Genomic DNA, 12,294 nt, shown 5'->3' with positions numbered 1-12,294 from the left:
GGGCCGCCTTTTTCGTTTGTTATTTGCCCTTGGGAAGCGGCATCCATGCGGGCACCGCGACATCCGCATGGGCGAATTGCGGCAGTTTGGCCGCCAGTTCTTCCATGTTCTTGATATCGGCGCTGTTAAGCTGGCTTTGCGTGATCAGTGTCGGGGGTACAATGACATTGTGACCCGGATCCTGCCCGGCAAGCAACATGGCCAGCGCACGCACCGAAACCTGGCCGACGACGGCCGGATTGGTCGCCGCGGTCGCTGTCCAGGCGCTGCCAGGCTCACGCATGGCCGCGATATCCGAGGTTGAAATATCCGCCGAATAGATTTTGACACTGGAGGAAAGTCCGGCTTCGTCAACGGCAATCTTCACGCCCTTGGCGAACTCGTCATAGGGTGCAAACATAACGGTGATATCGGGATTGGCGGAGATGACCGAGCGCGCCTGATTGGCTACCGAATTGGCAATTGGATTGTCCATCGTTCCGAACATCGCGGCTTCATGGATGCCAGAATATTTCTTCTTGAATTCCTTCCAGGTCTCGTCGCGGCGGTCGAGAGGTGCAATCCCCGCGACATAGACATAACCGGCTTTCCAGCTTTCGCCATTGTCCTTGACGGCCTGTTCAAGAGCCAGCCGGGCAAGATCGCGATCGGACTGTTCGATCTGCGGTATCTTGTCGTTGGCGACATTCACATCGAACGCAACCACCTTGATCCCCGCATCGACCGCGCGTTGTGCCGCGTCCTTCATGGACTCCGTCAAACCGTGCTGGATGATGATACCGTTGACACCAAGCGCAATCGCCTGGTCGACCATGTCGGACTGCAAGGCGGCATCCTGCCGACTGTCCAGTACACGAAGATCCACGCCAATCGCCTTTGCCTGGGCCTCGACCCCGGAGAGATAGGACTGGAAGAAGTCACCCGTGGAAAGATATCGCACCAGTGCAATCTTGACCTTGCCGGGATTGTCGAACGGAGCAGGCATGCCATCGGCAAATGCCGCCCCGCCCAACATGGTTGCACCAAGCAGGCCGAACCCCAGCTTGGCAAAAACTCTCCGCGTCACCTTCATTTCATTTCCTCCATTTTTGATTTTTTTACTTGTCCCTATCGCCTCGGGGCACAGGCCCGCTCAGCGCTTGCCTCTTTTGGAGAGTGCAAATGTAAACACCAGCGCAACCACCAGCACTGCCCCCTTGACGAAATCCTGCGTATAATAGGGGGCGTTCATCATGGTCAGTCCCTGCAACAGCACACCGACAAAGAGTGCACCGATGCCGGTGCCGAATGCATTGGGCTTTGCCGCGCCCAGCACGGCAAAGCCGATCAGTGCCGCGGCGACGGAATCCAGCAGCAGATTATTGCCCGAAGCGATATCGCCCCGGCCAAGACGCGCAGCAAGCAGTATGCCGCCAACGGAAGCAAAAACGCCCGATATGATATAGGCGCTGATCTTGTACGCCTTGACCGGCGCGCCGGCGAGTTCGGCCGCGCGCTCATTCGAACCCACGGCATACATCATGCGCCCGAAGCGGGTGTATTCGAGAAAAAACCAGATCAGCACGGCCAGAACGATCAGCACGACGACCGAGACGGGCAGGAGATTTGGCAGGATGAAATCAAAGCGGTGACGGCCAAGCGCGAGGAAAACCGGGCTGAACGTGCCATTGGCAACGCTGCCGTCCGGCAAGGTCATTCCCGTGGCGATGGAGCGTCCTTCGGTTGGTATGCGCTGAAGCCCGACCAGCAGAAACATCATGCCCAGGGTCGCGAGGAGATCAGGGACCCGCATATAGACAATCAGTATGCCATTGATCAACCCAACGATGATGCCGATGGCAAGACAGACGAGCGTTGCGGTCAGGGCATCTCCGCCCATCACCACCATGACATAGGACGATGCCATCATGGCGGTGGTCGCCACCGATCCGATGGAAAGGTCGAAACCGCCAACGACCAGCGTTGCCGTCACGCCAAGTGCCAATATGCCGGTGATTGAGACGGACTGGAGAATGAACACCGCGCTTTGCGGCGATGCAAATCCGTTGGTCACGATGCAGAAATAGATGATCAGACCCGCAAGCAGGGACAGAAAACCGTATTTGATTGCCAGATCGCGGACAGGCAGAGTGCTGTTTTTCATTCCCTGCTTTGAAACGGGGGCAACAGCGGAGGTTGGTGGTGTATTGGTATTCATTCAAATGACCATTCTGTGCTGGCCGGCGATTTCAGCCAGCAGCTTATCGATGTTGACATCGGCGTTGCGATGCTCGCCGACAAGTGTGTGTTCCGACATGACGACAATCCGGTCCGCAATCTCGAAGGCTTCGTCGATCTCGGTCAGGAAGACCAGGGTTGCACGCCCATCGGCGGAGGCGCGAAGCTTCGAGCCGATATCCCGTCTTGCAGCGATATCGACGCCCTGAAACGGTTCATCGAGGATGAGCATGCGAGATGCCTCGCTCAACCAGCGGGCAACCATGACTTTCTGCTGGTTGCCGCCGGACAGCGTGTCCATTTCGTCCCGCTCGGTGCGGCAGACGACACCAAGCGACGCGATCTGCGCGCGCGCCCTGTTCCTTTCCCGCCGCCGGCTGGAAACCGAAAAGAAGCTGCTGCGTTTGAGAAAGGGCAGGCTGATATTCTCGTATATGTTGAAATCCGGCACGATACCGCTGTCTGCGCGGTCCTTGGCGACAAGGAAAACACCCTGATTGATGGCCTGTCCGGTTGTGCGGGGCGCATAGGGGCGGCCGTCCAGACGCATGCTGCCCGATATCGGCCTTCGGACGCCGAAAAGCGTCTCGGCAAAGGCCGTCTTGCCGACGCCGACGAGACCTGTGACAGCGACGATCTCGCCGTCGCCCAGCGTGAGCGAGAATGGCCGGCTTCCCGGTGCGATACACAGGTTCTCGATCTGCAGAACCGGTGCGCTGGCCTCTCTGGTGACGACGTTGCCGAGGCTGATCTTTTGACCGAGCATGGCGTTGACCGCGCCGCCATAGTCCAGCTCGGGGCCATCAAAAACACCGCTGATCCGGCCGTCGCGCAACGTCACAATAATGTCGGCGAGCCGGCGTATATCGGACATGCGGTGGGAAATGTATAGGATCGCCACGCCACGGGCGCGCAAACGGTCGATCACCTCAAACAGCCGTTCTGCTTCCACGCTCGACAGGGACGATGTCGGTTCATCGAGAATGAGCACCTTCGGCTCGTGCGCCATGGCCCGGGCAATGGCGACCATCTGCCGTTCCGCCAGCGGTAGATCGGCGACAGTCGCACCAAGATCGATCTGCAGCCCCATGCGCTCGGCAACGGCAGCAGCTTCCCGCCGTACGCGCCGCGGGTTGAAAATTGCCCGTGCCCCGCGCCCGTTCAATCGATCCAGCGTCAGGTTTGTTGCAACATCCAGATCGGCCACAACGCCGTCATTGATATTCTGGTGAACCGTGACAACGCCTGCCCGTATGGCTTCTGCGGGCGATGCCGGCGAAAACTCCCTGCCATCAAGGCTGATTGATCCCGACGTTCGCGCATATACACCGCTGATGATCCGGACGAGCGTGGATTTGCCAGCGCCATTGGCACCCATCAGGATTGTGACAGTTCCTGCGCGCAATTGCAGATCGATCCCATCCAGTACCTGGATTGAGCCAAATGATTTGCGCAAATTTTCAATACGGAAGACGGTTTCCTCGACCATCTGCTCCTCCCCTTGCGAGCATGCTAGGACGCCGCATCATCAAATGTCAAGGCCATTGACATTTGCCAGTTTGCTGCCTTAACAAATGGATGGCAAGGGCACAAAAGCTGAGAAATGGTTCTTGTTTGCAGGGAGGAATATCGAAATGCCTGTGTTTGAGGCCCTGAATGTGGAGACGCTGCCGCTTCGGCTCGGTCAAAATACCATGCTGCTGCAACGGCTCGGTGAAGACTGGGGTAGTTGGAAGGTCCGCGAAGTCGGCGACGGCAATTTGAACCTGGTTTTCATTGTTGAAGGCAGCGCGGGCAGTGCAATTGTCAAACAGGCGCTGCCCTATGTGCGGCTGGTCGGCGAGAGCTGGCCATTGCCGTTGAAACGCTCATTCTTCGAATACCACGCATTGACACGACAGGCGGCCCGCGATCCGGGCAGGGTGCCTGAAGTTTTCCATTTCGACGGTGAGCAGGCCATCATCGTTATGGAATTCCTGTCACCCCATATTATTTTGCGGCGAGGGCTGATTGAAGGCAATCAATATCCCAATGCGGCCCGTGACCTCGGCCTATTTCTCGCCCGTACCCTGTTCCGTGGTTCGGATTTTTCCATGAAAGCGGCGACGCGCAAGGCTGATGTCGCGCTCTTCTCCGACAATGTCGAACTCTGCGACATCACCGAGAGCCTGGTTTTTTCGGATCCCTATTTCAACGCCCCGTTGAACAGGCATACCGCGCCGCAGCTGGACGGGCTTGTCGCTGCATTGCGTGCCGACCGTGACCTCAAGGTGGAAGCGCAGCGGCTCAAGCATCTGTTCGCCACGAAGGCCGAGACCCTGCTGCACGGCGACCTGCACACCGGGTCGGTGATGGTTACACCTGGCGAGACGCGGGTCATCGATCCGGAATTCGCGTTCTACGGCCCCATCGCCTTTGATGTCGGTATGCTGCTTGCCAATTTCTGGATGAATTATCTGGCGCAGCAAGGTCACGAACGGGATGACAACCGTCGCGATATGCGCGGTTACCTGCTTGAGGCTGTCGTGACGATTTGGGAAACATTCCGTTCCGAATTCTCCCACCTCTGGCGTACCGAACGCAGCGGCATCCTGTATCAACGCGCCTTGTTCGAAGATCAGGATGACAGCCTCGGCGCCGAACAGGCACTCGACGAAGTGCTGCATGATATCTGGCAGGACATGCTGGGGTTCGCCGGAATTGAAATGCACCGGCGCATTCTCGGCCTTGCCCACAACGCTGATTTTGAACTGATCGAAGATTCGGACCTGAGAGCGCGGTGCGAAACCAAAGCGCTTAAGTTCGGCCGTCATCTGGCCTGCAACCGGCGCCGTATCCATAGTTTGGCTGAAGTCAATGGTTTGATTGAACGGCTTGAAAAGGAGATTACCCTGTGAAAGTCGCAGACCGTCACTATCACACCATCTGGCTCAACAATGATCGTCGCTCGGTCGATATTATCGATCAGCGCTGGCTGCCTCACGAATTCAAAGTGGTGACGCTGAAAACGGTCGATGATATCGCCATTGCCATCCGCGATATGTGGGTGCGCGGCGCACCGTTGATCGGGGTGACGGCTGCCTATGGCGTTGCGATCGCCATGGCGGATGATCCTTCCGATGCCGCGCTACACGATGTCTGGGACAAGCTGCATGAAACCCGGCCAACGGCGATCAATCTTCGCTGGGCACTCGATACGATGCGCCAGTATCTGCTGCCGCTACCGCAGAAGGACCGCATGACGGCCGCCTATCGCCGGGCGGCTGACATTGCCGAGGAAGACGTGCAGCTTAATCGTCAGATCGGCCTGCACGGCCTCGAAATCATTCGCGACATTGCCGCCAGGAAAAAGCCGGGCGAGCCTGTCAATATTCTCACCCATTGCAATGCAGGCTGGCTCGCAACCGTCGATTACGGCACTGCAACCGCTCCTATCTATGTTGCGGCGGAGGAGGGGATCAATGTTCATGTCTATGTTGATGAAACGCGTCCGCGCAACCAAGGCGCGCAACTGACGGCATGGGAGTTGAACGGGCACGGTGTGCCGCATACGCTGATCGTCGACAATGCGGGTGGGCATTTGATGCAGCATGGTCAGGTGGACATGGTTATTGTCGGCACCGACCGGACGACGGCCAACGGCGATGTGTGCAACAAGATCGGCACCTATCTGAAGGCCCTGGCAGCCAAGGACAACAATGTTCCCTTCTATGTGGCCTTGCCTTCCCCGACCATTGATTGGACTGTTCATGACGGGATCAGCGAGATTCCGATCGAAGAACGCGCCGGTGCGGAAGTGTCCCATGTGCAGGGGCTGGCAGCCGACGGAAAAATCGCCTCCGTACAGATTTCACCGACGGGCAGCCCGACCGCCAACCCGGCTTTCGATGTGACCCCGGCACGTCTCATAACCGGGTTGATTACCGAACGGGGCGTTGCCAAAGCCTCGGCGGAAGGTCTAAGCGCCTTGTTTCCGCAGAGCAGGCGGTGATAAATCCGTCGAGGGACCCTGAGCAGCGGGAAGATGTGTGAATGACCACACCAGTACAAGATACCATCGATCTTCGCCGGGAAATGGTGGCGACGTGCCGCTCAATGAACTCGAGCGGCATCAATCAGGGAACGTCGGGAAATCTCTCCGTGCGCACGGAACGCGGATTTCTGGTGACACCGTCGTCCTTGCCCTATGAGACCATGCAGCCGGACGATCTCGTCGAGATGCATTTCGATGGCAGTTATGTGGGCCGGCCGCCATCGTCCGAATGGCGCTTTCACCGGGACATCCTGCAGAAGCGTTCCGATATCAATGTCGTTCTGCATTGTCACTCGGTCTATGCGACAACGCTCGCATGCCATAACAAGGCAATCCCGAGTTTCCATTACATGACCGGGATTGCCGGGGGGACGACGATCCGCTGCGCGCCCTATGCCACCTTTGGAACCCAGGCGTTGTCCGACAATGCGATCGTCGCGCTGGAGGACAGGCTGGCATGCCTGCTCAGCCAGCATGGTCAGATATCGCTGGGTGTTACGCTTGAATCCGCCCTTTGGCTTGCCATCGAAGTCGAAACCCTGTCGCGCATCTATGTCCAGGCGCTCACTTTGGGCGAACCGCCGATCCTGTCAGACGAGGAGATGGAGCGTGTCATCACCCAGATGCGTCAGATAAAATACAGCATGAGCCAGCAGGCCTGAGCCTCTTTACGGGGTTCTACTGGCTCTTTGTCGTGTCGAGTGCACTGGTCAGGTCGCCCAACGGCGGCTGATTGTAGGAGGCCACCGCATCATCACGAACCGTGATCCCGTGCAATGTCGGCAGTTCGAAACGCTTGGTCAGGAAGCGTAGAATCGAGGTTGTATCCATTGGCGTGTGATCAACGAAACCACGGCGGGCGAACGGCGAGACAATGATGGCCGGGATCCGGCTGCCCGGTCCCCAGCGGTCGCCTTTCGGCGGTGCGGCGTGGTCCCATATGCCGCCATTTTCATCATAGGTGACGATGACCAGCATATGCGGCCATTGCGGGCTTTTTTCCAGATGACCGATGATATCGGCAATGTGCGCATCGCCCGCCTCGATATCCGCATAGCCGGAGTGTTCGTTCAAATCACCCTGCGGTTTGTAGAAGGCAACTTGCGGCAGTGTGCCCATATCGATTGCCTTGATGAATTGGGAACCGGCCAGGCCGCCATCGAGCAGATGCTCGGTGCGTGCCGCCGTCCCCGGCGCAAAATTCGCGTAATAGTTGAACGGCTGATGATGGTACTGAAAATTGGGAACCGGCGTTTTATTGCCGTGGTCCAGCACATCCTGCCACGCGCCACCATACCAGGCCCAGCTGATATGCTTCAGGCTGAGCATATCGCCGATGGTCGGTTCGGTCTGCGGCGGGAGGGTTGTCGGGTTTGCAGGGTCCGCGGTCGCCGCATCGGCATTCTTTGCAGTCGTATTGCCGCTCGGTTGATAGGGCGGTTGCATGGTGTTGACGGCGTAGAAGTCCGGGGTGAGATTGCCATCGCCGGCAAATTTGGGGATGCCGTCAATCGCGGATTTGGGCGAATTGGCAGCGAGCGTCAATGAGACCCCATCCGGGTCCACCACCGCGACCGATGGTTTCGCCGGGCTGGTGTCGGCATGGGCGTAATAGGGCGCGCAAGCGCATATCAGCCATTGGTGATTGAAGAACGAGCCGCCAAAGCCGCCCATGAAAAATTCATCGGCGAGCGTGTATTTTTGTGCGACCTTCCACATTGCCGTCTTCGAGCCGTCCCAGAGCCCCATGACCATTGCGCCGGAATCGGCATAGGCGACGAACTTGTCGTTCTTGCCGCCATCGATCTGCATCTGGTTTTGGTAGAACCGGTGCCACAAATCGTGGGTGATCGTGCCGAGGGGGAGATTGAACCCCTGGGGATCGTCGACCCGGTAGGGGTGATTTGCCAGATGCTCGGTTTCTGCCTGCGTGACCGGTGGTGTAACGCCCTTTGCGGTCAATCCGCCCCAAACAGGCGGCAATTCGCGCAAGGGGGTATTGTCGCGGTCAAGCTGGATAAGCGCTGCATCCGAAACCCCTTGCAGGCCGTCTGCTCCGGGGAAACTGCCATAAAGATTATCAAAGCTGCGGTTCTCTGCGTAGATCACCACCACTGTGTCGATCAGGTTCAGAGTGTTGGGATGACCATCATTGTAGCCGGCCGCCAACGCGGGAGAGAGCCCGCCCATGGCGGCACCGATCACCGAAGCGGTCGCAATCATATTTATCCGCATGCTGGCAGTCTCCTTGTCGGCTATATGTTGATAACTTTTCAAGTTTACTCCACCATATCCCCAAGCCGTCCAAACGTGCCCGGGGATCTGACGGAGGAAGCTAATCATAAAGCCTCTTGGATACACAAGCACAAAGCACCGGACGGTGATCCTTTGCATCGTCGCGACGATTGGCGCTGCCGCGGCAGCGCACAGTGCGGTTACGGAACGTTCAGGCAGAGCCGCGCCGGAACCATCGCGCGCGCAGGTGCGCCAGCAGGTGAAAGCGCTCGGAGCGCTCGGTCAGGCCTTGTTTTTCGATCCTGCCTTGTCAGGCTCCGGCAAGCTCTCCTGTGCGTCCTGCCATGATCCGGCCCACGGCTTTGCCGCCGCCAGTGACCTTGCCGTTCAGCTTGGCGGCGGCGATCTGCAGCAGCCTGGGGTGAGGGCGGTGCCATCGCTCAAATATTTGCAGGCTGTCCCGCCGTTCACCGAACACTTTTTTGAATCGGAAGATGATGCGGACGAAAGCATCGACAATGGCCCGACCGGCGGGCTGACATGGGATGGCCGGGTCGATCGCGGCCAGCAACAAGCCAAAATACCCCTGTTTTCCGATTTTGAAATGGGTAACAAAAGCGATGAGGACATTGCCCGGCGGCTGATCGCAGCAGACTACGGTGCCCGGATTGCCGCCATCGCCGGTGTACAAGGCACGCCGGATACATCTGTGCTGGTCAATACCGCCCTCAAGGCGCTGGAGGTGTTCGAACAGGATTACGGCACCTTTTACCCCTATACGAGCAAATACGATGCGGTGCTCGCCGGAAAAGCCGTGCTGACCCCGCAGGAAGCCCGAGGCTTGGACCTCTTCAATGCACCCGCTAAGGGCAATTGCGCATCATGCCATGTAAGCCAGCGCGGCAATGACGGAACACCGCCGCAATTCACCGATTATGGTTTGATTGCCTTGGGTGCGCCGCGCAATCCCGAGATTCCAGCAAATAAGGATTCTCACTACGTCGATCTGGGCCTTTGTGGCCCGCTGCGGACGGACTTCCTGAATCGCACAGACTATTGCGGTCTTTTCCGCACGCCCACACTGCGCAATGTGGCACTTCGAAAGACATTCTTTCACAACGGCGTCTTTCACTCCCTGCAGCAAGCCGTGGAATTTTATGTCGAGCGGGAAACCAGACCAGAGCGTTGGTATTCGCGCAAGCCTGATGGCAGCGTTGATAAATATGATGACCTGCCGCAGGCCGCCAAAGCCAATGTGAACATGGACCCGCCCTTTGACCGGCATGTCGGGGAAGCACCGGCTCTCACGCCTGACGAGATCCAGGATGTCATCAGCTTTCTCGGTACGCTGACCGACGGTTACAGCCAGCCCGAACAATAACGCTGCAGGCTGTCAGAGCCTTCTTCGTTTAAACCGCAAAGCTCTAGGATTGTCCTGGCAGGTCAAGCAGCCTTGCCACCTCGGCAGCGCCGTTGCCGGATGCGGACAGCACACCGCTGTCCTTCACATCGACAATAGACCCGTTGGCAAAGCTCAAAGACCAGCCGTCATTGCGGGCATTTCGGCGGCGATCGGTGAGTTCGATGCCAGACGCGGAGATCAGTGCAATGGCTTCATCGGCATCCATGATCGTCGCTCCATCTTAGCGGTTTCCTCATCATAGTTGAGTCTGCGCGCGCAGCCGAGTCAAGCGGAAACCGGCGCAGTGTTGAGGCGCAATAAGCGTCCATCGTTTATGCTGCAAAGACGAGCGACTGATGCGCGCCAACCCCTGCTTTGACACCAGCCGCTGCGGCCATCGTTGCATTGGCCATGGGGCTGGCGGCGTCGCCGGCCGCATAAACGCCCTTGACCGTTGTCTGCATCCAGTCGTCCACACGAATGAATGCGCCAAGCGGACCGTCATCGAAAGCACAGTCGAGCTGTTGCGCCAGCGGGCTGGCCATGCTGGTTTTGGGTGCGGTGAATACGGCGTCAACAGGTACAACCCTGCCATCAGCGAGCCTGACCGCCTCAAGCCGGGGCGCATTGCCCAGAAGCTCGGCAACCGGTGTCCGTTCGATCCGCACATTCCTCACCGCCAGACTGGAAAGCTGTTCCGCATCCGGCTCAAACGCATTTTGAGTGAAGTATGTGGTCGGGCCCCAATCCGATATCAGCAGTGCCTGGTGTGCCGACATGGGTGTATTGGCAAGGACGCCCAGTGCCTGTCCGCCCACTTCATAACCGTGGCAATAGGGGCAGTGAAGAACCGATTGCCCCCATCGTTCCGGCAGGCCAGGGATTGCAGGCAGATCATCTTTCACGCCGGTTGCCAGAATGAGACGCATGGCCCGTTTTTCGCTGCCATCGGCCAGTGTAACGGCAAAATCGCCATCGGTTTTGCTGGCCGATACAGCCTCGCTGTCGATAAACTCCACTGTCGGGTAAAGGGAAAGCTGCTGCCGCGCGTCGCCAATGATATCTTGGGGCCGTCTGCCGTCCTGGCCCAGAAAGCCATGCGATGCGTCGGCGAAGCGGTTTCGGGGCAAGCCCGCGTCGATCAGGAGCATGCGCCGGCGGGCGCGGGCAATCTGGATAGCGGCGGAAAGACCGGCAAAACTGCCGCCGATAACAATGGCATCATATGTCATGGAAGCTCCTTCATTGCGGGAGGCAAGATATTTCCAATGCCGGATCGCATCGGAATTCGTATTAAATAACAGCATAAGTTACATGAAAATTGCCGTCAATAGTCATGTAACTTATTCTATTACGTATCATTTGCGTGTGCTATGCTTGGATGGGGAGAATGATCAGTATGAGACATGACAGCCGCCTATCGAGAATGCTCCACGTTCTGATCCATATGGATCGGCACGACGGTTCGATCACGTCGGACAACATCGCAAAGATGCTGAACACCAATCCGGTTGTGGTGCGACGAACCATGGCGGGCTTAAGAAATGCCGGTTATGTCCGCTCCGACAAGGGGCATGGCGGCGGCTGGATACTGGCGCGTCCGCTGGAGGAAATATCGCTGCTTGACGTGCACCAGGCACTGGGGCGCCCGGAAATGTTTGCAATCGGCATAGCCATCGACCATCCGGATTGTCTCGTGGAGCAATCGGTCAATGCAGCTTTGACGGATGCCTTCGATGCCGCGGAACAAATGCTCCTGTCGCGTTTTGCCGAGGTGACACTGTCCGATATCGCGCGTGATTTTGACCTTCGATTCCGGAACTTGACCGAGAGGCCAGCACGAACGGTTTGATTGATCGAGGCGGCTTCAGGAGGCAATGGAGCCGCGGCTGGCCTCGCATCGTGATAACAATAATGCAGAAGTAGCTTGCGGCTTGGAATTGTTCGGGCAACCGGTGTATAGGCAGGTCCGGCAGGATCTTGCCGGCATAGCAAAGCCGCATTTGAGAGAAAGACGCGCGTCGACATGACCATAGCGAATTCGCGGAAAATCACCGCCTGGGAAGACATTACGGCGGCCGTAGGCAATTTTCATCTGGCGGCGCTGCTGGGCTTTCAGAACAAGGCCAATGAGCGCCTGCACGACCTCGTCAACAAGACCAGGATCCTTATCATCGCCAGCCACTCCAGACAGTTGCTCCTGGCCAATTGCAGCCGTATCGTCTGGCTCGAATATGGCAAGGTCAAGATGAATGGAGATGTCGAAACCGTCGCAAATGCGTATTTTGGAAATCAGTAAACGGAAACACATTGGGGTGCGCTTTTCAGGTTCAACGATCAATCGGTTGTTGAACGCATGAAACGCGCGCGTTCATTTCGCGTGATAACATCAGTTATGCAACGCATG

General features: G+C 57.7%; 12 protein-coding genes. 6 read left to right on the top strand and 6 right to left on the bottom strand.

The genetic code is table 11. From position 1 onward, the window contains the following. Positions 1 to 19: 19 nt before the first annotated feature. From ACTJJ7_RS06055 to ACTJJ7_RS06045, 3 genes are read right to left on the bottom strand one after another with little or no spacing between them, the layout of a single operon-like run. On the bottom strand, positions 20 to 1,072 hold the full coding sequence (locus tag ACTJJ7_RS06055) for a substrate-binding domain-containing protein (RefSeq protein ID WP_440965996.1): 1,053 nt from the start codon (positions 1,070 to 1,072) through the stop codon (positions 20 to 22). A 60-nt stretch (positions 1,073 to 1,132) separates the two neighbouring features. Continuing rightward, positions 1,133 to 2,143: an ABC transporter permease gene (locus ACTJJ7_RS06050; RefSeq protein ID WP_440965994.1), complete on the bottom strand. Its 1,011-nt coding sequence runs from the start codon at positions 2,141 to 2,143 to the stop codon at positions 1,133 to 1,135. 54 nt (positions 2,144 to 2,197) lie between these two features. Continuing rightward, the gene (locus ACTJJ7_RS06045; RefSeq protein WP_440965992.1) at positions 2,198 to 3,706 is read right to left on the bottom strand and encodes a sugar ABC transporter ATP-binding protein; all 1,509 of its coding nucleotides are present in this window, start codon (positions 3,704 to 3,706) and stop codon (positions 2,198 to 2,200) included. Positions 3,707 to 3,851: 145 nt separating this feature from the next. Between ACTJJ7_RS06045 and mtnK the strand changes: the two genes are divergently transcribed. The 3 genes from mtnK to ACTJJ7_RS06030 are packed head-to-tail and all read left to right on the top strand — an operon-like array spanning position 3,852 to position 6,912. Continuing rightward, positions 3,852 to 5,114 (top strand): S-methyl-5-thioribose kinase, encoded by a 1,263-nt coding sequence (mtnK, locus tag ACTJJ7_RS06040; protein ID WP_440965991.1) that lies wholly within the window; start codon positions 3,852 to 3,854, stop codon positions 5,112 to 5,114. Continuing rightward, a complete protein-coding gene (gene mtnA, locus ACTJJ7_RS06035) occupies positions 5,111 to 6,208 on the top strand; it encodes an S-methyl-5-thioribose-1-phosphate isomerase (RefSeq protein WP_440965989.1) in 1,098 nt (365 codons plus the stop codon). The genes mtnK and mtnA overlap by 4 nt, the downstream gene beginning before the upstream one ends. Positions 6,209 to 6,249: 41 nt before the next feature. Next, positions 6,250 to 6,912, top strand: coding sequence for a class II aldolase/adducin family protein (locus tag ACTJJ7_RS06030; RefSeq protein ID WP_105734925.1), 663 nt, complete (start codon positions 6,250 to 6,252; stop codon positions 6,910 to 6,912). A 16-nt stretch (positions 6,913 to 6,928) separates the two neighbouring features. Here ACTJJ7_RS06030 and ACTJJ7_RS06025 read toward each other — a convergent pair whose 3' ends face one another. Beyond that, positions 6,929 to 8,485: an acid phosphatase gene (locus ACTJJ7_RS06025; protein WP_440965987.1), complete on the bottom strand. Its 1,557-nt coding sequence runs from the start codon at positions 8,483 to 8,485 to the stop codon at positions 6,929 to 6,931. Between the two features lie 145 nt (positions 8,486 to 8,630). Here ACTJJ7_RS06025 and ACTJJ7_RS06020 point away from each other — a divergent pair, with 145 nt between their 5' ends. Beyond that, a complete protein-coding gene (locus ACTJJ7_RS06020) occupies positions 8,631 to 9,866 on the top strand; it encodes a cytochrome-c peroxidase (protein WP_440965985.1) in 1,236 nt (411 codons plus the stop codon). Between the two features lie 43 nt (positions 9,867 to 9,909). On the opposite strand, the gene ACTJJ7_RS06015 is transcribed toward ACTJJ7_RS06020, so the two are convergent. Both ACTJJ7_RS06015 and ACTJJ7_RS06010 read right to left on the bottom strand, forming a co-directional pair. Next, positions 9,910 to 10,113 (bottom strand): hypothetical protein, encoded by a 204-nt coding sequence (locus tag ACTJJ7_RS06015; protein WP_105734928.1) that lies wholly within the window; start codon positions 10,111 to 10,113, stop codon positions 9,910 to 9,912. A 106-nt stretch (positions 10,114 to 10,219) separates the two neighbouring features. Further along, a complete protein-coding gene (locus tag ACTJJ7_RS06010) occupies positions 10,220 to 11,119 on the bottom strand; it encodes an NAD(P)/FAD-dependent oxidoreductase (RefSeq protein WP_440965983.1) in 900 nt (299 codons plus the stop codon). A gap of 167 nt (positions 11,120 to 11,286) precedes the next feature. On the opposite strand from ACTJJ7_RS06010, the gene ACTJJ7_RS06005 reads away from it, so the two are divergent. Beyond that, entirely contained in the window at positions 11,287 to 11,739 is a 453-nt protein-coding gene (locus ACTJJ7_RS06005) for an Rrf2 family transcriptional regulator (RefSeq protein ID WP_105734930.1), read from the top strand. A 174-nt stretch (positions 11,740 to 11,913) separates the two neighbouring features. Then, positions 11,914 to 12,186 carry a hypothetical protein gene (locus tag ACTJJ7_RS06000; protein WP_440965981.1) on the top strand — a complete coding sequence of 91 codons (273 nt, stop codon included), beginning with the start codon at positions 11,914 to 11,916 and terminating at the stop codon, positions 12,184 to 12,186. The last annotated feature ends 108 nt before the right edge of the window (positions 12,187 to 12,294 follow it).

It is taken from the genome of Phyllobacterium sp. 22229, assembly GCF_052056495.1.
Lineage (GTDB): Bacteria > Pseudomonadota > Alphaproteobacteria > Rhizobiales > Rhizobiaceae > Phyllobacterium > Phyllobacterium myrsinacearum.
Note: the sequence above shows the minus strand (reverse complement) of the source record. Positions and strands in the feature narration are given on the sequence as shown.